General features: G+C 56.6%; 27 protein-coding genes and 1 tRNA gene. 11 read left to right on the forward strand and 17 right to left on the reverse strand.

All coding sequences use genetic code 11. The annotated features are described in order from the left end of the window. Positions 1-5: 5 nt before the first annotated feature. From IEY52_RS12000 to IEY52_RS12020, 5 genes are read right to left on the reverse strand one after another with little or no spacing between them, the layout of a single operon-like run. Positions 6-383, reverse strand: a complete 378-nt coding sequence (locus IEY52_RS12000; protein WP_189002935.1) for a VanZ family protein — start codon at positions 381-383, stop codon at positions 6-8. Next, a complete protein-coding gene (mce, locus tag IEY52_RS12005) occupies positions 380-817 on the reverse strand; it encodes a methylmalonyl-CoA epimerase (protein WP_189002936.1) in 438 nt (145 codons plus the stop codon). The genes IEY52_RS12000 and mce overlap by 4 nt, the downstream gene beginning before the upstream one ends. Next, a complete protein-coding gene (locus IEY52_RS12010) occupies positions 802-1860 on the reverse strand; it encodes a hypothetical protein (protein WP_189002937.1) in 1059 nt (352 codons plus the stop codon). Before IEY52_RS12010 ends, mce begins: the two co-directional genes overlap by 16 nt. Before the next feature lie 10 nt (positions 1861-1870). Continuing rightward, entirely contained in the window at positions 1871-4558 is a 2688-nt protein-coding gene (locus tag IEY52_RS12015) for an LPS-assembly protein LptD (protein WP_189002938.1), read from the reverse strand. A 31-nt stretch (positions 4559-4589) separates the two neighbouring features. After that, positions 4590-5765, reverse strand: coding sequence for a SpoIID/LytB domain-containing protein (locus tag IEY52_RS12020; protein WP_189002939.1), 1176 nt, complete (start codon positions 5763-5765; stop codon positions 4590-4592). A gap of 128 nt (positions 5766-5893) precedes the next feature. Between IEY52_RS12020 and IEY52_RS12025 the strand changes: the two genes are divergently transcribed. Both IEY52_RS12025 and IEY52_RS12030 read left to right on the forward strand, forming a co-directional pair. Beyond that, positions 5894-7162 (forward strand): bifunctional folylpolyglutamate synthase/dihydrofolate synthase, encoded by a 1269-nt coding sequence (locus tag IEY52_RS12025; protein WP_189002940.1) that lies wholly within the window; start codon positions 5894-5896, stop codon positions 7160-7162. 12 nt (positions 7163-7174) lie between these two features. Continuing rightward, a tRNA-Lys gene (locus IEY52_RS12030) sits at positions 7175-7250 on the forward strand. A 15-nt stretch (positions 7251-7265) separates the two neighbouring features. Here IEY52_RS12030 and IEY52_RS12035 read toward each other — a convergent pair. Then, positions 7266-7424: a hypothetical protein gene (locus IEY52_RS12035; protein ID WP_189002941.1), complete on the reverse strand. Its 159-nt coding sequence runs from the start codon at positions 7422-7424 to the stop codon at positions 7266-7268. A gap of 69 nt (positions 7425-7493) precedes the next feature. After that, on the reverse strand, positions 7494-9074 hold the full coding sequence (locus IEY52_RS12040) for a catalase (protein WP_189002942.1): 1581 nt from the start codon (positions 9072-9074) through the stop codon (positions 7494-7496). A gap of 255 nt (positions 9075-9329) precedes the next feature. Between IEY52_RS12040 and IEY52_RS12045 the strand changes: the two genes are divergently transcribed. Next, entirely contained in the window at positions 9330-9773 is a 444-nt protein-coding gene (locus IEY52_RS12045; protein ID WP_189002943.1) for an anti-sigma factor domain-containing protein, read from the forward strand. A 141-nt stretch (positions 9774-9914) separates the two neighbouring features. Here the strand turns inward: IEY52_RS12045 and IEY52_RS12050 are convergent, their stop codons facing one another. After that, on the reverse strand, positions 9915-11618 hold the full coding sequence (locus IEY52_RS12050; protein ID WP_189002944.1) for a dCTP deaminase domain-containing protein: 1704 nt from the start codon (positions 11616-11618) through the stop codon (positions 9915-9917). A 287-nt stretch (positions 11619-11905) separates the two neighbouring features. Here IEY52_RS12050 and era point away from each other — a divergent pair, with 287 nt between their 5' ends. Next, positions 11906-12811, forward strand: coding sequence for a GTPase Era (gene era / locus IEY52_RS12055; protein ID WP_189002945.1), 906 nt, complete (start codon positions 11906-11908; stop codon positions 12809-12811). Between the two features lie 300 nt (positions 12812-13111). Here era and IEY52_RS12060 read toward each other — a convergent pair whose 3' ends face one another. Together IEY52_RS12060 and IEY52_RS12065 are read right to left on the reverse strand one after the other, a co-directional pair. Further along, entirely contained in the window at positions 13112-13489 is a 378-nt protein-coding gene (locus IEY52_RS12060; protein WP_189002946.1) for a RidA family protein, read from the reverse strand. A gap of 73 nt (positions 13490-13562) precedes the next feature. Then, positions 13563-14477, reverse strand: coding sequence for a Stp1/IreP family PP2C-type Ser/Thr phosphatase (locus tag IEY52_RS12065; RefSeq protein ID WP_189002947.1), 915 nt, complete (start codon positions 14475-14477; stop codon positions 13563-13565). 234 nt (positions 14478-14711) lie between these two features. On the opposite strand from IEY52_RS12065, the gene IEY52_RS12070 reads away from it, so the two are divergent. The 7 genes from IEY52_RS12070 to IEY52_RS12100 all read left to right on the forward strand — a co-directional run bounded on the left by IEY52_RS12070 (position 14712) and on the right by IEY52_RS12100 (position 20789). Continuing rightward, on the forward strand, positions 14712-16019 hold the full coding sequence (locus IEY52_RS12070) for an ABC transporter substrate-binding protein (protein WP_229684762.1): 1308 nt from the start codon (positions 14712-14714) through the stop codon (positions 16017-16019). Between the two features lie 264 nt (positions 16020-16283). After that, complete coding sequence (locus tag IEY52_RS12075; protein ID WP_189002948.1) at positions 16284-17243, forward strand: carbohydrate ABC transporter permease; 960 nt, start codon at positions 16284-16286, stop codon at positions 17241-17243. Beyond that, positions 17233-18084, forward strand: coding sequence for a carbohydrate ABC transporter permease (locus tag IEY52_RS12080; RefSeq protein WP_189002949.1), 852 nt, complete (start codon positions 17233-17235; stop codon positions 18082-18084). The genes IEY52_RS12075 and IEY52_RS12080 overlap by 11 nt, the downstream gene beginning before the upstream one ends. A 156-nt stretch (positions 18085-18240) precedes the next feature. Further along, positions 18241-19317, forward strand: coding sequence for a quinone-dependent dihydroorotate dehydrogenase (locus tag IEY52_RS12085; protein ID WP_229684763.1), 1077 nt, complete (start codon positions 18241-18243; stop codon positions 19315-19317). 149 nt (positions 19318-19466) lie between these two features. After that, complete coding sequence (locus tag IEY52_RS12090) at positions 19467-19703, forward strand: 4Fe-4S dicluster domain-containing protein (RefSeq protein WP_189002950.1); 237 nt, start codon at positions 19467-19469, stop codon at positions 19701-19703. A gap of 74 nt (positions 19704-19777) precedes the next feature. After that, positions 19778-20014 (forward strand): ferredoxin, encoded by a 237-nt coding sequence (locus tag IEY52_RS12095; protein ID WP_189002951.1) that lies wholly within the window; start codon positions 19778-19780, stop codon positions 20012-20014. An 85-nt stretch (positions 20015-20099) separates the two neighbouring features. Next, positions 20100-20789: a metallophosphoesterase family protein gene (locus IEY52_RS12100; RefSeq protein ID WP_189002952.1), complete on the forward strand. Its 690-nt coding sequence runs from the start codon at positions 20100-20102 to the stop codon at positions 20787-20789. Between the two features lie 99 nt (positions 20790-20888). On the opposite strand, the gene IEY52_RS12105 is transcribed toward IEY52_RS12100, so the two are convergent. The 7 genes from IEY52_RS12105 to IEY52_RS12135 form a co-directional block, all read right to left on the reverse strand. Beyond that, positions 20889-21587, reverse strand: a complete 699-nt coding sequence (locus tag IEY52_RS12105; RefSeq protein WP_189002953.1) for a copper homeostasis protein CutC — start codon at positions 21585-21587, stop codon at positions 20889-20891. Between the two features lie 178 nt (positions 21588-21765). After that, positions 21766-22722, reverse strand: a complete 957-nt coding sequence (locus IEY52_RS12110; RefSeq protein WP_189002954.1) for a CobW family GTP-binding protein — start codon at positions 22720-22722, stop codon at positions 21766-21768. Between the two features lie 98 nt (positions 22723-22820). Beyond that, a complete protein-coding gene (locus IEY52_RS12115; protein ID WP_189002955.1) occupies positions 22821-23300 on the reverse strand; it encodes a hypothetical protein in 480 nt (159 codons plus the stop codon). Continuing rightward, positions 23297-23944, reverse strand: a complete 648-nt coding sequence (locus IEY52_RS12120; protein ID WP_189002956.1) for an ABC transporter permease — start codon at positions 23942-23944, stop codon at positions 23297-23299. The genes IEY52_RS12115 and IEY52_RS12120 overlap by 4 nt, the downstream gene beginning before the upstream one ends. Continuing rightward, on the reverse strand, positions 23922-24821 hold the full coding sequence (locus IEY52_RS12125) for an ABC transporter ATP-binding protein (RefSeq protein WP_189002957.1): 900 nt from the start codon (positions 24819-24821) through the stop codon (positions 23922-23924). Before IEY52_RS12125 ends, IEY52_RS12120 begins: the two co-directional genes overlap by 23 nt. Further along, positions 24814-25542: a hypothetical protein gene (locus IEY52_RS12130; RefSeq protein WP_189002958.1), complete on the reverse strand. Its 729-nt coding sequence runs from the start codon at positions 25540-25542 to the stop codon at positions 24814-24816. Before IEY52_RS12130 ends, IEY52_RS12125 begins: the two co-directional genes overlap by 8 nt. Further along, entirely contained in the window at positions 25526-26473 is a 948-nt protein-coding gene (locus IEY52_RS12135) for an ABC transporter ATP-binding protein (RefSeq protein WP_189002959.1), read from the reverse strand. Before IEY52_RS12135 ends, IEY52_RS12130 begins: the two co-directional genes overlap by 17 nt. Between the last annotated feature and the right edge of the window lie 157 nt (positions 26474-26630).

The following is a 26630-nucleotide window of genomic DNA, read 5'->3' on the forward strand; positions in this document are numbered from 1 at the left end:
CAAAATCAATCAAAATTCTGGGTGTACTGCAATTCATCTTCCCGGGCCACTGGAGGTTGCTTTTTGCGTTCTCTGGAGGTGCCCAGCCTGCTGCCCAGAAAGCCGCCCAGCACATCAAACCACCAGTCGTCGATGCCCGCCATGCGCATCGGCACAAAAGCCTGATGCACCTCATCCAGTGCGCCATACCAGGCCGCCAGCATCCAGGCTGCAGTCCAGCTGCGGGTGGCCTTGCCCAGCACAAAAGCCAGTCCCAGGTATTCCAGGGTGTGGGCCACTTTGTCCCAGGGTGCAGGAATGCCCACAGCACTGCCCGACTGGGCAGAGAAAGCATAAATCACCCCCATGTACACCAGGGCGAACAGCCACCAGCCAACCCTCATGGATGCTCCACCAGTTCGATCAATGTGCCCTCACCCCATCTGGGATGCAGAAAAATCACCCTGGAGCCTGCCCGACCAGGTCGGGGAGCATCCCCAATGAAGCGGGCTTCCTGTTGCTGCAGTTCCTGCACTTTTGCCTCCAGATCAGGCACCCTAAACGCCAGATGGTGCAGACCCGGTCCCTTTTTGTCCAGAAAAGCCTGGATGGGGCTGTCCGGCCGGGTGGGGGCCAGCAATTCAATCAGCACCCCTTGCAGTTCAAAGACCCTCACCCGCACCCCCTGAGAAACCACTTCTTCATCTTCTTCCAGCGCTTTCAAACCCAGCGCCAGATAAGGCTGGGACCCCTGCTGCAAGTCTGCAGTGGCAATGGCCACATGGTCCAGGGTCAAATCCTGGGTCCATTCGTGCTGTTCGTTCAATCCACCAGCCATGCCACACCTCTGGCGTTTTTCAGGGATCCTGCTTTGAATTCGGCCTGTTTGTTGGCTGCCACAATGTCCACACGATACAGCGAAAAAGACCCAGAAGCACCCGCAACCATCCAGGCATAACCATTCAGGTCGAAGGTGACATCCTGCACTCCAGCAAGCTGAATCACATCCGCTCCAGAGTCACAGGCAGGGCTGTCATCCAGCAAACAGGCGGTGGAAACATCCTTGCCCACGGCAAGCAACTGGGTTTGCTTGCGGATCAGGCTGGTGGCCGGGTAAGTCACCAGATCTGCAGTTTCCAGGGTGGTGAGGGTCTTGATGGTGCGCACCTTGCTGCCATCAGAGTAGCGCAAACTGCCTTTCCAGACCTCCAGGCCTTTGAGGGTGGTGGGCAGGGTTTTGGCTCCACTGGTTTCCCGGTCAAAAGGGAAGGTGTAAGACACTGCATTCAGGGTGAAATCCTTGGATGCTGCATTCTCCTGGGCAAAGAACACCCGATCGTTCCCTGCAGCAAAAAATTTGATGGGGGTCACCAGGTTGCTCCAGATGGCCACGGGGGTCCAGCTGGCAGGGGTGCCCACATTGAGGTTGATGGTCCAGAGCCGCTGTTTGCTGTCAGAGGTTCCACACTGTCCCAGCACCACCAGGACATTCTCTGCCGGGCTGAGGGAGGGGCGGCTCAGCTTCACTGGATCTGCACAGTCATCGATCTTGAACACCCCACTGTCTCCCGTGGCAAAAGACCGGGAGAGCTTCAGTCCACTTTCTGCATCAGGGTCTCCGACATACACATCAACGCGGTTCTCAAAACCTGCAAACAGGTACGTGCCGGTCTGGGTGTTTTGCAGGCCAGTGGCCACGCCATCCACTTCCAGAGGGGTCAGGGCGGTAAGGTCCGTCAACACCTTGAAAGCCTTCAGCTGCACCCTGGCATCCGCAGTCTGGTCCTGCACCACCAATTTGAAAGCCAGTTCAGGTTCACTGGTTCCTGTGCAGGCCGTCAGGGCCAGCAGCAGGGTCAGGCTGAGCACAACATGCCGCATGCCAATCCTCCTAGAAAGGGCCCTGAATGCCCGTCTCAGGGGAGCCTTTGATGATGTCCATGTAATTGCCCTGCATCAGGTTCACAGCAAAACGGAAGGTGCCCTTGTTGGGAGACCATTCCAGCAAACTGGTCCAGCAGCAGCGGTTGTAAACCAGCTTGAGGGTGGGATCAAATTGCGGTCCGGTGTATTCTCCATTGGTCCATTTGTAGGTCTGTTGCAGCACGCTGGCAGAGAAAATCCACTGGGGTTCGTTGCCTTCCCGACCAAAAGTGGTGGTGATGGTCAGGGGATTCAGGGTGAGGGTGTCGGTGCGGTTCTTTTCTCCAGCATCCCACTCCCCCAGGTAAGACACATTGCCCTGCACCCCCAGGAAATCCGAAACCCACCACTGGCCGTTCAGGTAAGCACTCTTCAGGTCGGTGTGTTGCTGGTCCAGGCCTTTGATGTTGAGGGTGGCTCCAGTGCGCAAATCAATGCCAGAAACACTCTGGCTGTAGCTGACCTCCAGGGTGGGTCTGGTGAAAAACCCCCTGCGGTTGAGGTCCAGAGGGCCTGCAAAAGCAGCATAAAAATTTCCGATGTCCAGTCGGGCATTCAGGCTGCCTTTCCAGATCTGGTTCACATCTGCTCCGGTGTTGAGGCTGTGGGTCACCGTAAATTTAACCTGTTCTCTGGAGGCAGTGAGCGTCCCACTCCACAGGGAGGACTGGTAATTGTAAAGCTCCTCCAGGGTGGCACTGTAGGTGGAAGGGGTGTAATCCTCCCAGCGGGTCACCCCAAACAGCTCGTCCAGACCTTCCAGAGGTCCAGTGAAACTGGCATTGGCCTGAAGGCTGATGGCCTGCTGCTTATCCAGGTCATACACGTGCTTGAGGGAGGTGGCATAAAACCTGTCTGGTGAGGTGTAGCTGACATCCGTATACAGGGGACCAAATTTTCCGGGGCGGTTTTTGGCAGGGTCAGGATCAGGATTGCCATAATCGTAAGAGGTGGAAACCCGCAAACTCAGGGTGTCCTGGTTGATGTTGAAGCTGCCACTGATGGCTTCTGGCTGGTGTTTGAACACATTCTCCCGGTAGGTCACAGAGATGCTGATGGGCTTGGGGTTGTAGTTCAGGGTGGCGGTCCCGGAAGGCTGCTCATCCCGTTTTTTCTCAAAATCAATGGTCTGCTGGGCAGAAAGGCTCATCTCTGGCGCAGGTTGCAGATTGACGGTGACCCCCAGCGTGTGGTTTTTGCGTTTGAACACCGAATCGAAAGTGAAAGGGGTCTCCCCTTCCGAATAACCAAAGGTGTAATTCAAACTGATGCTGTTCCCGGCAGAAAAAGTGTTGCTGAAATTTGCCGTGAAATTCTGCTCCACAGCCCGCTCATCTGTAGAGAAGTACTGTCCGGTGAAACTCTGATTGATGTTCAGATCTGCCGTGGACCAGGGTTTCCAGGACCAGCTCAGGGTGTGGCTGTACATGGCCCGGAATGCAGCGATGCGCTCTCCTGCCCGACGGGCACTGGGGTTGAGGGGGTTGGATGGCCCCTCGTAGTACCCCAGGATCAGTTTGGGATCGTAAGTGACCCGGAAGACCTTCACCGATTTGGGGTCAAATTCCACTTCTGGCAACTTGCGGGTCTGGTAAGGCAGGGCCACCTGGGGGTCAGTGTCGCCATCGATCACATTGAAGTACCCCACCCGCACCGAGAAGGCTTCCCATTCTCCTTTGACTTCTGCCTGCACAGGGATGATGTTGAAGCTGCTTCTGTCATCCCGGCTGGCGGTGAACGAATAATCCAGTCCACTTTTGGCGGCCAGGGCAGGCTGGTTGCCTTTCACATCCACATTGAACACCCAGTAGACCCCCTGGCTGCCCACAGGTTTGGGGTCCATCAACACCTGGAATTTGCTGGTGTTCTGCTGACCAAAAGCATTGTAGAGGGTGTGGTCAATTTTGATGCCCAGCGGCACATCCCGGTTCTGGTAGTAATCCACATAGAGGGTCCCAAAAGAATCCGCACTGATCAGGTAAGGCAGATCTGCACCCACCGTCCAGCCATCTTTTTCATCCTGACCGATCTCCAGTTTGGTGGGACGTTCCTTGTTCAGCATGAACACCAGAGCAGGCAGGTAAAACACCGGGGTGTCGGCAATCAGCACCTTCACGTCGTAGGCCACCAGACGGTTGCCTGGATAAATCCACATGGTGCTGGCCGTGAAAGCATAATCGTTGGGGGTCCGTCCACACCTGGCGCAGGGGGTGAAATACCCGCCCTGCACCCCAATCTGTCCGGGAATGCGCTGCACCGCGTCCCCTTTCACCAGGATGTTCTGGGTGGTGATGAAAACATCTTCCCCTTCCACCCCTTCAATCTCCAGGTTGACCTTGAGGTCTTCTCCCTCCAGGGTCTGGTCGGTGGTGGTGCCATCTGCGTTCTTGTTCTGGGTGATGTACTTGGCCCGGCCAATCAGGCGCAATTCACGGGCACTCTTGTTGTATTCCACCCGGTTGGCCCGGATGACACTGTCGTCAATCTTCAATTCAACCGGTGTGCCAATCAGGATGATGTACTCCTGCACGGACCCATCATCCAGCGTGACATTGCGCAGTTCAAGCTGACCCGCCTGCACAATCTCGATGGTGCGGGCCTGGGCCCAGCCAAACACAACCATGATGAAGACAATGAAAAAACGTAACACCCTCATGTCGATGTTCTAACGTTAAAGGGAAACGGTGTCAGTTCCATGAGAGGGGATTCAGCGCCATTAATGGTTTGCTGGTCTGTCTCTCAGGTGCTGGACCTGCAATCACATAGCCCCCCCTGGACACCCCGGGGTAATAAAAGCCCAGAATCTGGTCTGAGGAGTACCCTTTTTCGGCCATGCCTTTGGCTCCGTACTGGGACAGACCCACCCCGTGACCAAATCCTGCACCCACAATCACCACGCCATTTTCATTGGTTTGCGCTGCCACACGGGTGGAATAACCCCCAAAGGCCCGGATGATGCCTCCTGCTTCTGCACCCGAAAGGGCAAAGGCTGCTCCATCAGAAAGCACACTGACCTGCACCACCCGTCCAGAACCGCTGTATTTGTCGATGCGGAAACCGGTGGCCGTGCCCTTAAAGCCATACCCACGTGCGATGGAAGTCAATTGGCTGAAAGAAATGTTGAGTTGCCAGCTGCTCCTGGGACCCACCGAAAACGGATCTGGCTGGGCCACCAGATAAGGCAGGTTGCTTCCCCACACCTCGGCACTGCTGGCTGTGTACCCGCCGTTGTCGCTGGAGAAAAACGTCTTGGCAGGCCGCTGGTTGAAGGCAATGATCTGCTTGTAGGTCTGCGAAATGGCCACATCCACCAGAGGGTGCTCTGAGGACTGCCCTTTGTACACCTGGCATTGCTGGGTGGCGCACAAATCATAAAGCCCTTTGGGGTTCAGGCGCTCAATGGCATAGGTTCGGGCAATGATGGCCTGGGCCTTGAGGGCCTCGATGGGCCAGCTTGGAGGCATCTCTGCCGGAACCACGCTGCGCAGGTAATCCTCAATGTTGAGGGTGTTCACCACCGTGAGGTTGCTGCCCTGGCCGTAAATGCTCATGGCCCCCCGGTAACGCACCCCATTCAGCAGCAAACTCTGGGCCGCCACCGTTTCCTGGAAGTGCAGGGTGTCCCGACCCGAATCCTGACCGTTGATCTGGATGTGCCCGGATTTCATCTCCAGGTCCCACTGGACCGGAGTGCTGCTCTGGTAAATCACGGTGCCATCCGGCCCCATCACATAATGGGCGAAAGGAAGCAACAGTTGAATTTTGTTTTGCTGGGCCACCAGCACCCGGATCTGCACGTCCTGGGCAAATGCGCCAGAACACACAGAAAGCAAAAGCACACAGAGCAGGGTCAGAAAACGCATGTCGTTTCAGTTTAGCAACAGGTTCGAGGGATTGCATGAAAGGGTACAGGAAAGATCCCCCTGTGCTCACTCCGTTTGCACTGTCCCCCTTAACGAAAGGGGATGCTATTCCATACAATGGCAAGACCATGACGCCTGATTATGACTGGCTGTATTCACGGACCCGGGCAGGGAAAGACCGCACCCCCGAGCGGGCCAGAAAACTCCTGGCCTTGCTGGGAAACCCCGAAAAAGACATCAAAGTCATTCATGTGATTGGGACGAACGGGAAGGGTTCTGTGTGTACGATGCTGGAAGCGGGATTGCGTGCTGGACACATGAATGTGGGCAAATTCACCAGTCCACACCTCACAAATTTCAGTGAGCGCATTCGGGTGAACCTCCAGGAAATCCCTGGAGAGGACATTGCTGCTTTTATTGAATGGGCCAAAGTTCATGCCCCAGACATGCCATTTTTTGAGTTGTCGTTTGGCATGGCCATGGGACACTTTCAGAAAGAAACAGTGGATTGGGCCATCATTGAAGCTGGTGTGGGGGGAGAGAAAGACGCCACCAATGCACTTGAGAATGTGGTCGCCACCCTGATCACCAACGTGGATCTGGACCACCAGGCCACCCTGGGAAACACCGTTCGGGACATTGCAAAAGACAAGGCAGGAGCCATCCGTGCAGGGGTTCCTGTCCTGACCACAGCCGCAGGAGAAGCCCTGAGGGTCATCACCCAGATTGCTGAAGATCGGGGAGCACCTTTATATACCCCCCAGTACCATCCGCACCTTTTTACGATTCCCCGGCCACCCAGAATGACCGGAAGCCATCAGGTCAGCAATGCACGGTTGGCTCTTGCCGCTTTGCGGGTCCTGTTCCTTAAAGGACATCGAGTAAAACACTGGAAGGAAGAAGACCGGCTTGAGACAGAGCGGTGTGGAGCCACCAGCCCATACATCAAGCGTTTGGACAAAGACCTGACCTCTGTTTACGAAGCCGCCCTGGATGCCCAGCACCCAGGACGCATGGAAATGTTCAAAATTGGCAGCAAGGCCGTCATTCTGGATGGTGCCCACAACCCCCATGCTGCCCGTGCACTCGCCCAGAATTTTAGAAATGTCAGCACCCTGCTCTTTGGGATCATGGCCCGCAAGGATGCAAAAGAAACGCTGGATGCGCTGGCTCCTCTGGCAGGAAAAATCATTTACACCAACCCAGGCGAACTGGGCCTGGACCCTGCAGAACTGGCCCGGATGCACCCCGGTCAGGTGGTTCAGAATCCCGAGCAGGCACTGGAAGCAGCTCTGGCTGCCACCCCTGAGCAAGGTGGCCTACTGGTGGCCGGGAGCCTCTACTTGATCGGGCGGATCCGTCCGAAAATCCTTGACATGCTGCAGGAGCAGGACTAGGATGAGGGTCACGGATCGTTAGCTCAATCGGCAGAGCAGCTGACTCTTAATCAGCGGGTTGTAGGTTCGATTCCTACACGATCCACCAGACCCGGAAGCCTCTTTACAGGGGCTTCTTTTGTTTTGCCCGCAGATCTGCTGTTTCTGAATGAACATCCCGCAACAAGTTCGCCCGGTACCACCCCACAAAGAACCAGCCCAGCATGAGCAGGAGCCACACCGGGACCCCAATTTTCACGAACATCCAGTTCAATTCAGCCATGCCTGAGTGTAACCCATCCTGAACGGAAAAACCCCGGAACATTCCGGGGTTTCTGGTGGTGCATCCAGGTCAGTAGGGCTTGCCCTCTACACTTTCTTCTTCGGCCTGCCTGACCCCCTGGGCCAGACTTTCTTTGAAGCTGACAAAGTCCATTTCCAGCCCTTCCGCCACCCTGCGACCATAATCTTCATCCGCCAGGGTGAAGTGTTTGACCATCTGCTGCTGGATGTGCGGGGCGCAGTCTTTGAGGGCACTGACCAGGTTGCTGATCAGGTCGTTGCGCTCCACATCGGTGTGGCGGCGGTAGGTTTCTCCAGCCTGCGCAAAATCGTTGGTGCGAGAGATTTTCTGGCGCACCAGATTGCCTTCAATTCTGGGGGTGTGGTCTTTTCCTGCAGGTGCAGCTTCTTTCAGGCCGCCCAGGGTAGAGGGTTCGTAATTGACGTGGGGGTTCTGGCCTTCTGCGAGGTCCACATGATAGGCCATCTGCCCGCCCCTCTGGTTGGTGGCCACGTGGGTTCTGGGGGCGTTCACCGGAAGCTGCAGGTAATTGCTGCCCACCCGGTAACGCTGGGTGTCCGAATAAGAGAAGGTGCGGCCCTGCAGCAGCTTGTCATCCGAGAAATCCAGACCATCCACCAGCACCCCGGTCCCGAAAGCCACCTGTTCCACCTCTGCGTGGTAATCAATGGGATTGCGGTCCAGCACCATGCGGCCCACAGGCAGGAAAGGGAACTGCTCCTGCGGCCAGAGTTTGGTGGGATCCAGGGGATCAAAGTCCAGTTCTGGATGCTCCCCATCAGACATGATCTGAACGCAAAGTTCCCACTCGGGGTATTCACCGCGCTCGATGGCCTCGTACAGATCCTGGGTGGCATGGCTGAAGTTCTTGCCCTGAATCAGGGCGGCATCATCTGCAGTCAGGTTGCGGATGCCCTGTTTGGGCTCCCAGTGGTACTTCACCAGCACCGCCTGACCGTCCTGATTGACCCACTTGTAGGTGTTCACGCCACTGCCCTGCATCTCCCGGTAATTGGCTGGAATGCCCCACGGCGAAAACAGGAAGGTGATCATGTGGGTGGCTTCTGGCGTCTGAGAGATGAAGTCAAAAATCCGTTCGCTGTCCTGGATGTTGGTGACGGGATCGGGCTTGAAGGCATGCACCAGATCTGGAAATTTCATGGCGTCCCGGATGAAAAAGATCTTGAGGTTGTTGCCCACCAGGTCCCAGTTGCCATCTTCGGTGTAGAACTTCACAGCAAAACCGCGGGGGTCACGCAGGGTCTCAGGTGAATGGTTCCCGTGAATCACCGTCGAGAAACGCACAAAAACCGGGGTCTGCTTCCCTGCCTGCTGGAAAAGTTTTGCACGGGTGTATCTGGAGATGGGTTCATCTCCCACCTTGCCGTAAGCCTCAAAATACCCATGTGCCCCGGCCCCTCTGGCATGCACCACCCGCTCGGGAATGCGTTCCCGGTCAAAGTGGGTGATCTTCTCCAGAAAATGGTAGTTCTCCAGCGTGGTGGGTCCTCTTTCTCCCACCGTGCGCAGGTTCTGGTTGTCAGACACCGGATGTCCCTGACGGGTGGTGAGGGTCTGGTCTTCGGTCTGGGGGTTCACCACAGGATCGTTCTTTTGCTCTTCGCTCATGGTCTTCCTCCTGGCTGAAACACGTTTGGAAACACTCGAAAAACAGGGTTGGCTGCGAGTCATTGTTCACTTCTTCTGCTGGAACATCAGTAAATTCGGGTACGGTATCCAGCGTTGCAGGTGGTTTTCTGTAAGCATCCCCACACCCCTTGAAAACACCTCCCCAAATCAATCAAATTGCTGTGCTGACAGTGGCCCTTTTTCTGCACTCAGGCTCCTAAAATGAAAGGGATTCCGAGGACTGGGTGATGATGCATGACGGTATTGGCAAGAAGAAAACCAGTGGGCATCCTGCCCTGGGTGATTGGGGGCATTCTGGTGCTGGGCGCAGGTGCATGGATGGGCCTGCCTTACCTGACCGGAGGCAACCCGGAGCAGCAGGAAACCCGCACCATTGAAACCTGGCTGGCAGCAAATGCAAAAATGCTGCCCATCGAAAAAACAGACAACACCCAGTTCGCCTCACTTTTGAAAAAAGACGATGGGCAGGCCCTGCTGGTGATGAACCAGCCTGCAAAAGAAGGCAGCGTCTATCAGGTCTGGAGCGTGCTAGGAGACAACATCGAGCCCCTGGGCACCATCAAACTGCGCACCCTGCAGGTGAACACCATTGGTCTGGAAGCCTTGCTGGTCTCACTGGAACCCGAAGGGGGCAGCGAAAGCCCGACCAGGATTCTGGGGGATGTGCAGTTAAAATAAGGGCAGAAGGCAGAAGACGCATCAAATCCCAACGCATGTTTTTGTCCAGAGGGCAATACACCTTTGCCTCAGAAAGAGAACCTCCACCAGAAACCAGCACCTGTGCTGGTTTCTGGTGGAGGTTTGTTGATGCCTGCTTTTTTACAGCTTGGGCAGGGTCACACCGGTCTGGCCCTGGTATTTGCCGCCACGGTCCCGGTAGGTGACTTCAGGGCGCTCACCTTCAAAGAACAGCAGTTGCACGCAGCCCTCATTGGCGTACATCTTGGCCGGGAGGGGAGTGGTGTTGGAGAACTCCAGGGTCACATGGCCTTCCCAGCCGGGCTCCAGAGGCGTTACGTTTGCGACGATGCCACAGTTGTGCACGAAGACCCCGGCTTCCAGAGCAAAGTTTCCAGCCTCTGGAACGGTCAGGCAGTACACATCGTGCTGGCCTTCTTTTTCGCGGATGGACACCACTTTGTGGTTGACCACTTCGGTGCCTTTGAAGGCTTGCACCACATGACGGAAACGCCTGAAAACACTGCGGTCACAATTCAACATTCTGGCCGCACCCCGAATGGAGCCGGTTTCATCCAGCGCCTGACGCACGGTTTCTTCATTGATTTCGGGTCTGAGGCGGATGTTGCGAGCAATTTCCTGCTGTCTGGAAATGCGGGCATCTGAAGCTTTGCTCCAGGCAGCACGGGAAAGCTGTCCGATTTTTTCGCGCAATTCTGGGTTCTGGTAAGCCGCTCTCAGGCGTTCCTGCTGCTTTTCACGTTCTGCAGCAGTCCAGCGGGTCAGGTGCTTCAGCAGCAATTTGCCACGGGCTTCTGCATAGCGTTCATCCTGCCAGAAGTTGCTGGCCTTCACACTCTGGGCTGCACGGTATTTTCTGTACCAGGTGTCATTCTGGCGCAGTTCTGCCAGGGCATCTTTGATGCTGAGGCTGTGTTCTGCCGGGTCAAATGCCCCACCCTGTTCCTGGCTGAGGTAGGTGATGGCATTGTGCATGCGGATGTGTTCGCTGGCATCCACACGGGTGATGTTCCAGGGGTTGTTGTTGCGGCGGTTGTGGTCCTGGTGGTGGCGGTGGGTGCCCGGAGCATCCTCGTAAATGCCGTTTTGCAGGTTCCACTCATCTGCCAGCCTGTGGGTGGGATACATGTGCCCCGAAAGGGGCTGGTACACCATCTCATACCCCCTGTAGGCTTTGCGGTACAGGGGCATCAGGGAGTCGCCTGCTTTCAGGCTTCCTGCCTGCACACTGCGACCATCTCTGGTGATGAATTCATGGTCCGGTGTGGCCTCAATGACCTCTCCGTTGTCCAGTTCAATTTCCAGCAGCCTGTCCTGACCGATCAGGCGTGGAGATTCCAGCAGGGTGACAATGATTCTGCCATGCTCGTTCAGGGAATAACCAAAGAAAGCCTCTCCCTGGGCAGAACGTTCTGCCATTTCCTTGAGGGTGGGCGAGGTGCCATCTGCCAGGGCCACACGGGTGTTTTCACTGAAGCAGCGGGCATAGGTGCTTTTTCCAAGGGCCACCACCATCACCGTATCGGGAATTTTGAGGTATTCCACACTGCGGGCCAGCACAAAACTGTTGGGGGGAATGATGATCTCTTCGGAAACCACATCAATGAACCCCTTGGGGTCAAAGTCTTTGGGGTCCACCACGGTGTTGAAGGCGTTCACAAACACCTTCCACTCGGGAGCACAGCGCAGGTCATACCCGAAGCTGGAAAGACCATAGCTGATCACTCCGGCATTCTGGGCGTTTCGCACCAGGCGCTCCTCGAAGGGTTCAATCATGCCTTCTTGGGCCAGTTCCCGGATTCGCCAGTCAGGAAGAATACTCATGGAGAGCATTCTAATGCACAATGGGGCAAAAGTCTTTTTGTTGTCTGATGGGGGCTTCACCCGCCGAGAGCCAAGGGCAGAGGGCCGAGGGCAAAAAAGCAAAGGCTACAGCTTTATTTAAAGGATTGTCCTTTAAGATGCCCGTTCCCAGGCTTCAGATGCCCTCGGCCCTCGGCTCTCGGCAGATCACAAATCCTTCTGCCTTCTGCCTTCTGCCTTCTGCCTTCTGCCTTCTGCCTTCTGCCTTCTGCTCTTAACCCCTCACCCATGAATGCTAAACTGTAAAGGTGACTGACGCTCAAAACACCTCCACCCACTCTGGTTTCATTGCCATCGTTGGCAAACCCAACGTGGGTAAATCCACCCTGCTGAACAACATGCTCGGGGTCAAAGTTGCCCCGATCACCAATCGCCCCCAGACCACCCGTCGGGGCATCCGCGGGATCCTCACCGAGGACCAGCACCAGATTGTCTTTGTGGACACCCCGGGCATGCACAAGGCCAAGGACGCCCTGGGCAAGTACATGAACGAGGAAATCCAGGCCGCCCTGTCCGACGTGGACGCCATTCTGTGGATTGTGGATTTGCGCCACCCTCCCACCGAGGAAGATGTGATGGTGTCCCGCACCATCAAGGACATCGACAAACCGCTGATCGTGGTGGGCAACAAACTGGACGCCTCCAAGTACCCCGAGGAAGCCCTCAGGCTGTACGGCAACCTGCTGGGTGAGCGTGAATTCGGCACCCGCACCCTCAGTGCCCAGGAGCACCCCGAGTCCCTGCTGGACCTGAGGCTGCAACTGTTCAGCCTGCTCCCCGAAAACCCCTTCTTCTTCGATGAAAAGAGCCGCAGCGACCAGTCCCGTGAAAACTGGGCTGCAGAAATCATCCGCGAAGAAGCCATGAAACGCCTGGAAGAAGAACTCCCTTACGCTGTGGCCACCCGCGTCACCGACTGGGAAGACCGTCCTGACGGCATCATCGAAATCTACTGTGATGTGATTGTGGAACGCCCCGGACACAAGGCCATCGTGATTGGCAAAGGGGCCAGCAAACTCAAAGAAATTGGGCAGGGGGCCAGAAAACAACTGGAAGTCTTCCTGAACACCAAAATCTTCCTGAAGCTGCACGTGAAAATCATGCCCAACTGGCGTGAAGATCCCGAAGCGCTGAGGCAACTGGGGTACGAGTAAAAGATTTCTGGGGGTAAGATCCTCCTGTTCTTCGCTGCGCTCTGAACGGTCCCCCTTAACGAAGGGGGATTGTTGTTTGGCTGGGGTGGTTTCCATGTGGGTTGTTCACCAACCCCCTTTTTTAAGGAGATTGTTGGGTGTCTGGGTTGGTTTCCATATGGGTTGTTCACCAACCCCCCTTCGTTAAGGGGGACCGCTTCGAGCAATGAGAGAAGCAGGGGGGATCTGGCCTCCAGAATGGTAAACAAGAAAATGTCCCCCTCTGTAGGGGGACAGCACAAGTGCAACGCGTGCAGGGGGTCATTCCACCACTGCAATGCACTCAATCTCGACCTGCACATCGCGGGGCAGGCGGGCCACTTCGATGGTGCTGCGGGCAGGGTAGGGTTCAGGCATGTACTGGGAGAATACAGCGTTCATGTCGGCGAAGGTGTTCATGTCCTTGAGAAACACGGTCACCTTCAGGACCTTGCTGAGGTCGGTGCCCGCGGCGGTCAGCACAGCAATCAGGTTTTTGAAGACCTGGTGGGTCTGGTCGGTGACGTTCTCTCCGACGACTTCGTTGCTGGTGTTGAGGGGGATCTGGCCGCTGAGGAACACCAGGTTGCCCTGACGGATGGCTTGTGAGTAAGGACCAAGAGCTGCAGGGGCTTCTGGGGTGTTGATGCGTTCTTTCATGCCCATCATCTTACCGATTTTCGGTGAAAGGGGCCTGTGCTGACTGGACTTCTGCCCTCGAGCTGTCTGGTGCTCAGCTGCCAGGGGTGTGGCGGGTAAGCAGCACCACCTCGATGAACAGCAAAAAGAGTCCGCCCAGCATCACCCACAGCCACAGCAGGTTGCCTTGCTGGCGGGTGCCAAACAGATCGTAATAGTACTGGATGCCCTGGGGGCTCTGGGGCACTGCGTAGGCTTTCACCGGGGGTTTTTGTGCCCGCAGTTTCTGCACTTCAATGACAATGGCAGAAATGTTGTCGATGCCACCCGCCTCGTTGGCCTCATGCACCAGGGTTTTGACCTTGTCTTCCGGGAACTGGGAGGCCTTGAGCACCTGTTCGATCTGGGAGTCCATCAGCATGCTGTGGATGCCATCGGTACAGATCAGCAGCAGGTCACCATATTGCAGTTCTTGCATGTAGAGGTCGAGTTTGACGTCTCTGGAGCTGCCCATGGCGTTGATCAGCACATTGCGCATGGTGTGCTTGAGGGCTTCTTCTTCGGTGATGATGCCCGCTCGCACCTGTTCTGCCACCCAGGAGTGGTCACGGGTGACCTGGGAAAGCTCCCCATCCCGGTACAGGTAAGCCCTGGAATCCCCGATGTTGGCGATCCAGGCGTAATTGTGTTCGATCAGGATGGTGGTGAGGGTGGTGCCCATGCCCCTTTTGTCTGGCGATCTGGAGGCCTGATAGACCGCCTGATTTGCGGCCTCCACCGCCTGCAAAATCCGGTGGGGGTTGGGGGATTTTTCCCTGGCATAGGTTTGTTGCAGTTCTTTTAAAGCCAGCTGGCTGGCATAATCGCCCGAGCGGTGTCCACCCATGCCGTCCGCCACCGCATACAGCCCGCCATAAGGCAGCGTAAGGGTGAGAATGGCGTCCTCGTTCAGGTTTCTGATTCTTCCCTGGTCGGTGAGGTATGACACGTTGAGGGCACCGGGCTTCACGGTTCTTATCATACCTGATGTGTTGCACAAATGGGGAAAAAGTGTAACCAAAGCGTCAAGGTGACCTTTTCTGGTCTGGCTTGACCCGACCTGACCCTGCAATGACCATGCACTGACTTTGCGGTGACACCCCGGGCCTAGAAATAAAGGCATTGCGGGATTGGATCCAAAATGCGGTCCAGTCCTGCTGGTGTGTGGCTTGACATCCATCTGCACACACCGGAGGTCTCACACATGAAACAACACCTGAACCAACGCTGGATGCTGACTTTGCTGCTGGGTTCTTTTGGGCTGGCGCAGGCCGAACCCCTCACCGTGGATTTCTGGTACACCTTCGGAGATGCCAAACGCAGCGCCTTCATTCAGGCCCGTGCCGATGAGTACAACAAGACCCACAGCGATGTGAAAGTGGTTCCCACCTACAAAGGCTCTTACAACGACACCCTGCAGGCCGCCATCCTGGCTTCCCGCCAGGGCAAAGCCCCTGCCCTGGTGCAGGTGGTGGAGGTGGGCAGCCAGCTCGCCTGGGACAGCGGCATCTTCCAGCCTGTGGGGGGCATTGGCAAGGTCGATTACAGCGATTACATCAAGCCCGTGCTGAACTACTACACCATTGGAGGCAAGGTGAACAGCCTGCCTTTCAACTCCTCTTCTCCGGTGCTGTACTACAACAAGGATTTGATGGAGCAACTGGGCCTGGATGCCAGCCGCCCACCCACCACCTACGGTGCCGTGCTGAAAGCCTGCGAGAAAATCAAACTGCAGAGCAGCGACATCAAATGCATCGGGTTCAACATCCACTCCTGGTTCTTTGAACAGTGGATGGCCGAGCAGGGTGCAGCCCTGGTCAACAACGACAACGGACGCAAGGGACGCGCCACCGAATCCAACCTGAACAGCACGGCCAGCAAGAAAATCTTCAACTGGTTCAAAACCCTCAGCGACAGAGGGTACTACACCTCCAGCGGCAAACTGGAAGACTGGGATGGCAGCGACGCCATTTTCACCAATGAGAAGGTGGTCTTTCACATCACCTCCACGGCAGACATTGGCAACATCGGGGACGCCGCCAGAAAAGCAGGCTTCAAGATGGGTGTGGGTGTGCTGCCCATCGCAGACGGAGCAAAACGCAATGGTGTGGTGATCGGAGGCGCTTCCCTGTGGATCGCCAAAAACATCAATGAAAAACAGGCGGATGCCGCTCTGGACTTCGCCCTGTACCTCACCAGTTCCAAAAACATGGCGGCATGGCACAAACTGACCGGTTACTACCCCGTGAGAACCAGCAGCGTGGGCCTCTTGAGAAAGGAAGGCTGGTTCACCCAGGCCCCCGTGCAAACCGTGGCCTTCAACCAGTTGCTGAAAACCGAACCCAATGTGGCCACCGGCGGCGCTCTGCTGGGCAGCTTCATTGAAGTGCGCAAGATCATCGAAGAAGGCATCCAGAAGGTGCTCTCTGGCAGCAGCGTGGATGCCACCCTGCAAGAAGCCAAGAGCCGGGCAGACAAGGCCATCCAGGATTACAACAAGAACTTCCAATAAACCTTTCCACCCCAACCCCACCTTGCTCATTTCACTTGCTTCCTCCCCATGCAGGGGAGGATTTTCCCTGATCAGGGCTGTCCTCGGCTGGAAGTTTTGAGGCCAGATCCCCCCTGCTTCTCGCGCTGCTCGAAGCGGTCCCCCCTTAACAAAAGGGGGTTGGTGTAGAGCGAGAGAAATCCCCCAACGCTGACGGGGGACAGTACCAAACGAAGTGCGGCACAGGGGGATCTCCCCCCAGGCCATCTCAAACAAGGAACCCACATGACCCAGACCACCACCGAAAACCCGCCGACCCAAAAAAAGAAAGCTCAGGCTGCACCACCAGAGCAGGGCATCTTCAAAAGCCGCCTTTTGCCCTGGCTGTTTTTGCTGCCGTCCCTGCTGATTCTGGCCGTCTTTCTGTATTTTCCAGCCATCGAGACTTTGCGGCTCAGTGCTTACCAGAGCAGTGTTTTTCTGAGCACCGAGCGTTTTGTGGGGCTGGAGAATTTCATCGAGTTGCTGTCCAGTCCGGTGTACCACCAGAGCATCCTGCAAACGCTGGTTTTCATGGCCATCACCGTGACCTGCGGGATCGCCCTGGCGTTTTTGCTGGCCTTGCTGGCCAACAGACCGATCAAAGGGGCAAAAATTTACCGCCTGTTGCTGATTTATCCTTATGCCCTCTCCCCTGCCATTGCAGGAACGCTGTGGCTGTTCCTGTTCAACCCTGAAATTGGTCTGGTGAATGCCCTGCTGGGCAGCTGGTTTCACATCAAACCCCGCTGGCTGGACACGCCATTTCTGGCTTTTTTTCTGGTCTGCTGTGCCGCCATCTGGAAAAGCCTGGGGTACAACGTGGTGTTTTATCTGGCTGCCCTGCAGAATGTGCCTGCAGACACCCTGGAAGCTGCGCAGATCGATGGGGCTGGAAGCTGGCAGCGCATCCGTTGCATCCTGGTCCCGATGCTCAGCCCCATGACTTTCTTTCTGGTGTTCACCAATGTCGTGCAGGCGCTTTTTGACAGCTTCGGGCTGGTGGACATCCTCACCAAGGGTGGCCCGGTGTACGGCCAGACCGGGATCACCAGTTTTCTGATTTACCAGCTTTATCTGGATGGGTTTGCCAATGCCAAAACCGGGTTTGCTGCTGCACAGGCGGTGCTGATGCTGATTCTGGTGGCAGGCATCACGGTGCTGCAATTCCGCATTGGAGGAAAGCAGGTGCACCATGGTGCGTGACTTCAAAAGCCCTCAGAAATCCAGCAAGCGCATCAGCTGGAAAGACCTCCTGACCCACCTCATCCTGAGCATTGCAGTCTTGCTGGTGGCCTTCCCACTGGTATTTGCTGCCATCAAGGCCACCCAGGATTCCAGCCAGGTGGTTTCCTCGCACATGAACCCGGGGATGTCTTTGCTGGACAACATCAAAACCGCCTGGAACACCGCCAGACTGGGGCAGTACATGCTCAATTCCTTTGTGGTGACTGTGGCTGTGACAGTGGGCAAAACCGCCCTTTCTTTGCTGGCAGCACTGGCCTTTGTGTATTTCCGTTTCCCCTTCAAGAACATGGTTTTTGCACTGGTGCTGTTCACCCTGATGCTGCCCACCGAACTTTTGATTGTGTCTCTTTTCAACCTGATCACCGATTTGCACTGGACCAACAGTTACGCCGCCATCATCGTGCCGTTTCTGGCCTCTGCAACAGGGGTTTTTCTGTTCAGGCAGCACTTCATGAACATCCCCACCAGCCTTGCCGAAGCCGCCAGACTGGACGGTTGCGGTTCACTCAGGTTTCTGTGGCACATCCTGATCCCCATGAGCTGGAACACCATCGGGGCACTGGCCGTGATTCAATTTGTTTACGTGTGGGACCAGTACTTGTGGCCCCTGGTGGTGATGCAGAGCGAAGACCGTCAGGTGGTGCAGGTCGGCCTGAAAAAACTGATCGATGTGGGCGGAGCCACCGACTGGGGCGCAGTGATGGCCGGGGCCGTGATCAGCATTCTGCCGCCTTTGCTGATTTTCACCTTGCTGCAAGAGCAATTCAGCAGGGGGTTTGCACTGGGGCAGGAGAAATAAGCCGAGAGCCGAGCGCGCAGAGTGTTTTAACGAAAGCTGTCTGTCAAACCAAAAAGCTTTGGGCAAAGCCTTGAAGATTTGCCCTCGGCAAAACCGCAAAAACCGCACAATAGTCCAATTCCTCAACCCCTTCTCCCCTTGCGTTAGACTCTTACCATGCTGTACCAACTGGTCAAACCTTTTTTCTTCTCCCAGGACCCCGAGCACATTCACGAACAGGTGATGCAGGGTCTGATTGCAGTGTCCAGATCTTCTGCCTTGCAAAAGGGGCTGGAACGTTTCACGGTGTTTGCAGATCCCCGCCTGAGAATCGAGCGCTTCGGGCTCAAATTTCCCAATCCCATTGGTCTGGCGGCGGGTTTTGACAAGAATGCCCTGGCGGTGCGGGCGTGGCCTGCACTGGGCTTTGGGGCGCTGGAAGTGGGGACCATCACGGCCCTGGCCCAGAGCGGCAACGAGAAACCCCGCCTGTTCCGTCTGCCCGAAGACCTCGCCCTGATCAACCGCATGGGGTTCAACAACGAGGGTTCTGAAGCGGTGGCAGAGCGCCTGAAAAGTCTGGGCCTCGATCAGAACCCCCTGAGCATTCCGCTGGGAATCAATGTGGGAAAATCCAAAGTGACCGAACTGGATCAGGCCCCCGAGGATTACCGCACCAGCATGACCCGCCTCAGCCCTTACGCCGATTACTTTGTGGTGAATGTTTCCAGCCCCAACACTCCGGGCCTCAGGCAACTGCAGGATAAAGACAAGCTGGCAGAGTTGCTGGCGGTGGCGACCGATCCTGCGGTGTCTGCCGGAAAACCCGTGCTGCTGAAAATTGCCCCGGACCTCACCGACACCCAGATCGATGAGGTGATTGATCTGGCCCGCACTTCTGCACTGTCTGGCCTGATCCTCACCAACACCACCATTTCCCGTGACGGCCTCAAAAATGATCCCCAGCAGACCGGGGGGCTTTCAGGGAAACCCCTGACCGCCCGTTCTTTCGAGGTGCTGAAATATGTGCGTGCTGCTGTGGGAAAAAACCTGCCCCTGGTCTCTGTGGGAGGCATTTTCACTGCGGATGAGGCGTACTGGAGGCTGCGTGCTGGCGCTTCTTTGCTGCAGGTTTACACCTCTTTCATTTACGAGGGACCACAACTGGCTGCCAACCTGAACCGGGGCATTCTGGACCGCCTGAAAGCCGATGGGTTCGTGCGTCTTGAAGATGCCATCGGGGTGGATGCCTGAGGCTCTGGCAAGATAAATCCGAGCGGATAAGTCGGTATTACCGCTCTGGAAGCGAGAATTTGTCTACCTTGACACTTGCAACCCTGACCCTTTATCCCCATAATGTTTGAATATTGACCTTGGGCAGCCCCCAAGGAAGGAGTGGAAGAATGCCTCACATCATCGTTAGCCCCTGCATCGGAACCAAAGACCAGGCCTGCACCGAAGTGTGCCCTGTGGAGTGCATCTACGACGCCGGTGACCAGTTCCTGATTCACCCCGACGAGTGCATCGACTGCGGTGCCTGCGTCCCTGCCTGCCCCGTGAATGCCATCTTCCCCGAGGAGGACATCCCCGGCGGCGAAGAGTCCTTCATCGAAAAAGCCAAAGTTCACTTCGGCGTTTAAACCCCCCTTCTGGCTTCACTTCACGGCCCTCTCAGTGTTTTTCAGTGTTTCAGGCGGTTTGAACAGGAGGCTTCATGGCTTTTGTGATCACCAGTCCGTGCATCGACACCAAAGACCAGGCATGTGTTGAAGTGTGCCCCGTGGAATGCATTTACGATGCCGGAGATCAGTTCCTGATCCACCCGGACGAATGCATCGACTGCGGAGCCTGTGTGGCCCCCTGCCCGGTCAATGCCATCTTTCAGGAAGAAGATGTGCCTGCTGGAGAAGAGGGCTTCATCGAGAAAGCCAGAATTCATTTCGGGGTGTGAGCCTCAAAATTCCAAAGGCGAGCCTTCAAGCTCGCCTTTTTGCTGTTCTGCACCCTCCTTGCACACATCCCTGTACACTGGCAGCATGCGAATTGCCGTGATCAGTGATGTGCATGGAAATGCTTTTGCGTTGGAATCTGTATTGCAGGATGTGAAAACCCAGACCCCTGACCTGGTTGTGAACCTGGGAGACCAGGTGCACGGACAGGCCGATCCAGGCCGGGCTTATGCCTTACAACGGGAACTTGGGGCCACCGAAGTGCTGGGCAGTGCCGAACCTTTTTTGCAGCATGACGGTGCCTTCACCCGCTGGCTGAAATCCCAGTTGCCCGCTGGAGCCAGTGAACACCTGCTGGGTTTGCCCCTGACCACCACCGTTCTGGATGGAGAAATCCTGCTGTGTCATGGGGATTTGCAGGACTCCAGTGGGCACCTGTTGTGGGCCTGGCAACGGGGACCTTACCTCACCCGTGGCTTTCAGGATTTGCGGGAACACCTTGTCGGGATCACTGCACGGGTGATCCTCAGCGGTCACACCCACCGGGAAGGCCTGACTGCCATTGACGACCATCTGGTGATCAATGCAGGTGCAGTCAGCCAGCAGGTGGACGGAGATCCCAGGGCCCGCTGGACGTTGCTGGAGAAAAGGGCGGAGCGCTGGCTCACGGACTTCAGGCGGGTGGAGTACGACTGCAAAACGGCTGCATGCTGGGTGTTGCAGCATGCTCCTTTTCCACAGCAGGAAGCCCAGCGTTTGATGCTGGGAAAACCCTGATGAAAACACATGAAAACACCGTTTTCTGAACCTTTTTCGGGATGGTTTGCCCTCAAAAGAGAAAGCCCGGAACACTCCGGGCTTTTCATGGTTTTGACTTCAGAAGCTTCTGGGGCGTTTGTTGAGGCTCTGGCACAAACCCACCCAGCGGTCCAGCAGGCCGTAATTGATCTTGCCCTGACCATCCCGGATGGTTTTTCCCAGCTGAACGCCATGCAAACCTGTTTTCAAAAGTCCCAGCACCCGGTCCTCGGAGTGACCGGCAGTGTCCAGGAAGATGGGCAACTGGGGGCTGGCAGACCGCAGCAGTTGTTCCAGGGTGTAATCTCCATCTGCCGTGGCCCAGGGGGCACCTGAAGTGTTGATCTGCAGCACTTTGGGGTACTGCACCAGTTTCATGTAGGCGGCTTGAGGATTTCTGAGCAGGTCAAAGGCCTGATTGACATTCACCGTGAAGCCACAGTGGATGGCCTCCTCCAGCAAATCCCAGTCGAACACGCCATCGTGCTCTGCGCCAAAGGTGATGTTGCGGATGCCCCGCTTCCAGTACACCTCCAGGATCTTGAGGGTGCGGGTGCGGCGGGCCTCTTCGTAACAGTAATCGCCTGCATCGGGTTTGACCAGCACAGAAACGGGAATGGTGGCCTGTTCCAGGCAAGCTTCAATGGTTTTGGTGTCGCTGCTGGAGCTGCCTTCTGGAAGCTGACGGACAATCAGCACCTGGGTGGCTCCGCTGGTCTGGGCAGCCCGCACATCCATGGGGGTTTCGGCAACAACTTCAATGCGAATGGGAAACACGGGGGTCACTCCTTGGTCAGGTGGGATGAGGGGATCAGACAGATCATCTCTGGAAACGCTGGAACACCTGTGCCGACAAGAACAACAGGAGCTGGATTTTTGCATTGTAAGCCGTCTGAACTGACAGCTTTCTGAACTTTTGTGACAATTTGGGCTTCATGCTGCGTTTCAAAAAGCTTCAGGCAGTGGTGGGTTCCCCCGAGCATTCCTGGAAAGCCGCCTGATACAGGTCGCGGTCCAGGTCCCGACCAATCACCACCAGATGCGAGGTGTTGTCGTGGGGGTCGGTGAGGGCCTCCGCGCTGAAGATGTCCCGCACCGCCTGAAACAGCACCTCTTCTGGGATGTCTTTGAAGGCCAGAAAACCCTTGACCCTCAGCACATGACCGGGGCGCTCCAGAATGAATTTCTGCAGGAAGTAATGCCAGCGGATCATGTCCAGGGGCTCAATGTGCTTGAGGACAAAACTTTTGACGCCCGCAGTGTGCTGGTGGGTGGTTTCCAGCACATCCTCTTTGAGGTCTGCAGAAAAGTGTTTCTGGTTCAGCACCTGATCGGAGGCCACCTCGCTGTGGTGGGTGCGGATCACTTTGGCCAGCGGAGCCAGTTTGCTGGAGGTGTCCTGCACAAGGTCCAGCAATTCCTGGTCTGCAAGGTCCGATTTGTTGATCACGATGCTGCTGGCGTAGGCCAGTTGCAGGGCCATCTCGGGGTTCTGCTCCAGGGTGGCGTAAAAATTGCGGGCGTCCAGCACGGTCACCAGACCATCCAGTTCAAAAAGCGCCCGCACCTGGGGGTCCAACAAGGTCTGCATCACAGGAACAGGATCTGCAAGCCCGGAAAGCTCAATCAGGACATACTCGGGGCGCTGGGGTCTGGAGACCAGCTTGACCAGGGCCTCAATCAAATCGTTCCTTCCCGAGCAGCACAGGCAGCCTGCCGTCAGTTCGGCGAGGTCTTCATCGGGAAGGTTCTCGATCAGGGCACCATCCACCCCCAGGGAACCAAATTCATTGACGATCACGCCCAGCTTGTAGGGGTTCTGGCGGATCAGGTGGTTGACCAGGGTGGTTTTTCCGGCCCCCAGGAAACCTCCGATCACGGTCACGGGAATGCGGTTGCGCACAACTCTCATGGTGTACAGCATAGACCGTTTTGTCCTGCTTCATCCTGCAAAAAGACCCATCCCCGCAAAGCTTTGCGGGGATGGCGTTCAGGACCGTTCAATTCTGGTCAATTCTGACGGTACTTCACTTCAAAACGGATCTTCTTCTTGAAGAACAGCACGCCCACCGAGCCACTCTCGATCACCTGCACAGGAAAGAGTTTGCCTTCCCTGAGCACAAATTCGGCTTCGCGGGCTCCACCATCCATCTCCTTGATCTCCTCGCGGGTCAACAGGCGTTTGCCTTGCGGGGCAAAGGTATGGCAGGAAAATTCAGGAAGCTGGTCATCGCCTTTGTAGTCCACACTGGCAGTCTTGCTCTGCTCTTTCTTGAGGGTCTTGACGGTGAATTTGCCGTTTTTGAACTCGATGCGGGCCTCTTCGTGGTAAGCCACATCGTTGTCCACATAAAGGGTGGCGTCCCTGAGCAGGGTGAAAGGAGCGGTGTGCAACTTCTGCTGGGCATTTTCCAGCTCTTTGCAGGACGCTGCCTGTGCCCCTCCCACCAGGGCCGCACCCAGCACAATCAGCCACTTGATGCTTTTCATAACGTGATGCCCCGCTTCTTCCAGAGGGTGAGGGCCAGAGCCCAGATCAGGGCAGTCATGGCAATGCGGATCCACTGGTGCTCACTGTCTCCAGAGAAGTGGGTGATGCCCATCCCAGGGAGGCCAGCGGCCAGCACAGGTTGCAGGTTTTCGGGAAGGGCCAGCACCATGCGCGGGATGATCTGCATCCAGGCAAAGCCCACCACCAGCACCAGTGCAAAATTGCGGGTCAGGGCAGACAGCAGCACAAGCGTTCCCAGGCTGCTGACCACTCCGGCCAGTCCTGCACCAAAGGCTGCGCCACTTTCCGGCAGGTTCCCCAGGGCGAAAGACACGCCCAGGCTGAGCACCACCAGCAGCAAAATCACCGCAATCTTTTCAAAGAGCACTTTTAAGGCAGAGGTGGGCGTGGTGAGGATCCACTTGGCGGTGGCCTGCTGTGTTTCCAGGGCCAGCAAATAAGGGGTGAGCAGGGCCAGCACCGCATGGGCAGGAAGCAGGTATGCTTCCCCGTTGGCTTTCACCTGCATGCTGGGGTTCATCTGGTTGGCTGCGAACACCAGCACCGGAAGGGCCAGACCTGCCACGGCCAGACCCAGGCCCATGGGATTGCGTTTCAGTTTAAGCAACTCGGCTGTCAGCATCTTTGATCCTCCAGTACAGTTCTTCCAGGTCTTCGGGACGGCTGCTCAGCACGGTCAGGTTCTGCTGTTCCAGGATGCCCTGCACCTGACGGCTGTCTTTGATGTTCACATCCACCACCACAGCGCGGCTGTCCCGTGCAGCAGCGGTTTGCAGGCCATGCAGGCCCAGGATGTTGCGGGCACGCTCGGGATCGTCCACCTCGACCACCAGACGGCGGCTGGCAGCCAGCTGGGCGTAAGACCCCTGGTACGCGATCTGCCCGGCATGAATGACCACCAGATGTTCGGCGTAACGTTCGGCTTCCAGCACCTGGTGCGTGGACACCAGCATGGACACCCCTTCACCTGTGAGGGTCTTCAGGACCGCCCAGAGCTGCTCGCGGCCTTCAAGGTCCAGCCCGTTGGTCGGCTCGTCCAGCAAAAGCAATTTCACTTCTGGAAAGAGCTGAGAGGCCAGATACAGCCGCTGGCGCATTCCCAGCGAGTACCCTTTTGAGGGCCGGTTCATGGCATGGGCCAGTCCCACCCGTTCCAGGGCCTGCACCGCCCACTTCCTGGGGTTCTCCACCTGACGGTAGTGCCCCACAATCTCCAGGGTTTCTTTTCCGGTCAGCCAGGGATAGAAACGGGGTTCTTCCAGCGTCACCCCGATCAGGCGTTTGCTGAGGTCGCTTCTGGGCTGCCCGAACACCTGAATGGCTCCGGCATCGGGTCTTTCCAGACCGGACAGAAGCCTGAAGGTGCTGGTCTTCCCTGCTCCGTTAGGACCCAGGTACAGGCCCATTGCCCCCTGGGGCAACCTGAAATCCAGGCCTTTGAGAATCTCTCTGTCTCCGTACGTTTTCTTCAAACCTTCCACTTTTAAAGCGTCATGCATGGGCTGCAATCCCCCTTTTCATCACGGTGTGTTCTGCAATCTGAACGGCCAGCAGACCGATCAAAAGCCAGACAAGTCCATAAAATGTGATCCATCCTGCGCCAATCCATGAGGGCTGGTGAAGCCAGTGGATCACGCCCACCAGCGGCAACACATCCACCCAGGACCCCAGGTTTTGCACGGGTGCAAATGCCACTGCAAAGAGGCCCAGTTGCACCAGCGTGGAGATGTTCTGCACCTTGCGCAGCACCATCTTCAGGGCAAACATCAGCATTCCCAGACCCAGCACACTGACCGCCGCCAGTCCCAGCGCAGCAAAAATCAATTCGATGGGAAAATGCAGGTTCTGAGTGGCCCAGGCCATCAGGACGTACATGCCTCCAAAACCCAGGGCCAGTTGTGCCCCCAGCGTCAGGCTGAGCGTCAAAAGCAGGCTGCCCAGCTTGTAGGGAAACAGCATGATCTCCTCTGGCGGATGGTCGTCTCCAGAACCCAGGGCTCTGGGGATCATGTAGAACACCGTCACCCCAGCCGTGGCAATGAAGGTGGAGAGGGTGGCCAGAAAAGCAGCATTGCCACTGGTTTTGGCGGCCCCCAGCCCCAGACCCCACAGCACAATTCCGGTGGTGATCAGGCCAAAAACCATCTGCAAAGGGTACCTGCGCTGCTCCTTGAAATCCGCACGGACCTTGAAGCCAGCAATCCTAAAACCCTGCAGCATGCCCGGCCTCCTCTTTTTTCATCAGGGACTCCAGCTGGTTTTCCCGGCGCACATCAACGATGTTCACGCCATCTGCCCCCAGGCGCTCGAACACCTCTGCGAGCAGGCGCACCCGGTTGGGCAGGCGCAAAGAAGCCCCATCCATGAGCACCTCTGCAGGCATGCCCATATCCGGGGCACGGTCCAGCATGAGTCTGATCCAGCCCTGGCGGTGCTCCTCCTCACGGTAAGGGACCAGAATGCCCTGCCTGAGCAGCACCACTTCGGTGACCATCCGGCCCAGCACCCCGTGATCATGCGAGGTCACCAGGGTGGTTTTGCCTTCTCTGGAACGCGCTGACAGGTAAGCCAGCATGCGGTCAATGCTCTCCGAATCCAGACCCAGGGTGGGTTCATCCAGCAGGGCCAACTCCGGGTCATGCACAAAAATGGACGCCAGGGAAAGCCGCTGGCGGTTCCCCAGGGAAAGCTCCGTCACCTGCTTTTCCAGCTTGTCAGACAGCAAGAAAGTATCTGCAACTTCCGAAATGCCTCTGCGGCCCCGGTACAGCAGCGCGCTGTATTCCAGCACCTCTCTGACCGTCCAGCGGTCCGGGAAATTGCGTTTCCCACTGAGCAGCACCCCGGTCCGGCCCATCAAAGCCGCCCGGTCCCTGCAAGGGTTCAGACCCAGCACTTTCAATTCTCCACGCTCCGGGCGAATCAAACCGGCCAGCATGCGCAAAAACGTGGTCTTGCCTGCACCGTTCGCTCCCACCACCCCACAGATTGCCCCAGGCACCACGTGCAGAGACACATCCTTGAGCACCGGCTGGTGTTTGCCCATCAGGGGTCGGTAACTGCAGGCCACATTCTGGACCGATACAGCAAGGTCCGTGCGGGACATCTTGCGGGCCTCAGCAACAATTTCTGGATCATTGGTCAGCACCATTCAAACCTCCTTTCCATGCTGATTTGAGGTTTCCATGCAGCAGAAAGGCGATCTCAGGCTGCACAAAACCCCATCCAGATGCCGTTTCTTTGCACCTGCATCAGTTCTGAAACCAGTAAACCCCAGGGGGGGTTACCAACAGGTCACCAACTGGATG

Origin of the sequence: Deinococcus roseus, assembly GCF_014646895.1 — a bacterium.
Taxonomy (GTDB): Bacteria; Deinococcota; Deinococci; order Deinococcales; family Deinococcaceae; genus Deinococcus_C; species Deinococcus_C roseus.

Bases quoted from the DNA above. Each gene is read 5' to 3' on its own strand.
- IEY52_RS12130 (WP_189002958.1), bottom strand. From the start codon at position 25,542: ATGCTGCAGGGTTTTAGGATTGCTGGCTTCAAGGTCCGTGCGGATTTC.
- IEY52_RS12090 (WP_189002950.1), top strand. From the start codon at position 19,467: ATGCCTCACATCATCGTTAGCCCCTGCATCGGAACCAAAGACCAGGCC.
- IEY52_RS12110 (WP_189002954.1), bottom strand. From the start codon at position 22,722: ATGAGAGTTGTGCGCAACCGCATTCCCGTGACCGTGATCGGAGGTTTC.
- IEY52_RS12035 (WP_189002941.1), bottom strand. From the start codon at position 7,424: ATGGCTGAATTGAACTGGATGTTCGTGAAAATTGGGGTCCCGGTGTGG.
- IEY52_RS12000 (WP_189002935.1), bottom strand. From the start codon at position 383: ATGAGGGTTGGCTGGTGGCTGTTCGCCCTGGTGTACATGGGGGTGATT.
- IEY52_RS12010 (WP_189002937.1), bottom strand. From the start codon at position 1,860: ATGCGGCATGTTGTGCTCAGCCTGACCCTGCTGCTGGCCCTGACGGCC.
- IEY52_RS12125 (WP_189002957.1), bottom strand. From the start codon at position 24,821: ATGCATGACGCTTTAAAAGTGGAAGGTTTGAAGAAAACGTACGGAGAC.
- IEY52_RS12100 (WP_189002952.1), top strand. From the start codon at position 20,100: ATGCGAATTGCCGTGATCAGTGATGTGCATGGAAATGCTTTTGCGTTG.
- IEY52_RS12075 (WP_189002948.1), top strand. From the start codon at position 16,284: ATGACCCAGACCACCACCGAAAACCCGCCGACCCAAAAAAAGAAAGCT.
- IEY52_RS12015 (WP_189002938.1), bottom strand. From the start codon at position 4,558: ATGAGGGTGTTACGTTTTTTCATTGTCTTCATCATGGTTGTGTTTGGC.
- IEY52_RS12045 (WP_189002943.1), top strand. From the start codon at position 9,330: ATGACGGTATTGGCAAGAAGAAAACCAGTGGGCATCCTGCCCTGGGTG.
- mce (WP_189002936.1), bottom strand. From the start codon at position 817: ATGGCTGGTGGATTGAACGAACAGCACGAATGGACCCAGGATTTGACC.
- IEY52_RS12080 (WP_189002949.1), top strand. From the start codon at position 17,233: ATGGTGCGTGACTTCAAAAGCCCTCAGAAATCCAGCAAGCGCATCAGC.
- IEY52_RS12040 (WP_189002942.1), bottom strand. From the start codon at position 9,074: ATGAGCGAAGAGCAAAAGAACGATCCTGTGGTGAACCCCCAGACCGAA.
- IEY52_RS12120 (WP_189002956.1), bottom strand. From the start codon at position 23,944: ATGCTGACAGCCGAGTTGCTTAAACTGAAACGCAATCCCATGGGCCTG.
- IEY52_RS12085 (WP_229684763.1), top strand. From the start codon at position 18,241: ATGCTGTACCAACTGGTCAAACCTTTTTTCTTCTCCCAGGACCCCGAG.
- IEY52_RS12025 (WP_189002940.1), top strand. From the start codon at position 5,894: ATGACGCCTGATTATGACTGGCTGTATTCACGGACCCGGGCAGGGAAA.
- IEY52_RS12070 (WP_229684762.1), top strand. From the start codon at position 14,712: ATGAAACAACACCTGAACCAACGCTGGATGCTGACTTTGCTGCTGGGT.
- IEY52_RS12095 (WP_189002951.1), top strand. From the start codon at position 19,778: ATGGCTTTTGTGATCACCAGTCCGTGCATCGACACCAAAGACCAGGCA.
- IEY52_RS12135 (WP_189002959.1), bottom strand. From the start codon at position 26,473: ATGGTGCTGACCAATGATCCAGAAATTGTTGCTGAGGCCCGCAAGATG.
- IEY52_RS12115 (WP_189002955.1), bottom strand. From the start codon at position 23,300: ATGAAAAGCATCAAGTGGCTGATTGTGCTGGGTGCGGCCCTGGTGGGA.
- IEY52_RS12050 (WP_189002944.1), bottom strand. From the start codon at position 11,618: ATGAGTATTCTTCCTGACTGGCGAATCCGGGAACTGGCCCAAGAAGGC.
- IEY52_RS12020 (WP_189002939.1), bottom strand. From the start codon at position 5,765: ATGCGTTTTCTGACCCTGCTCTGTGTGCTTTTGCTTTCTGTGTGTTCT.
- IEY52_RS12060 (WP_189002946.1), bottom strand. From the start codon at position 13,489: ATGAAAGAACGCATCAACACCCCAGAAGCCCCTGCAGCTCTTGGTCCT.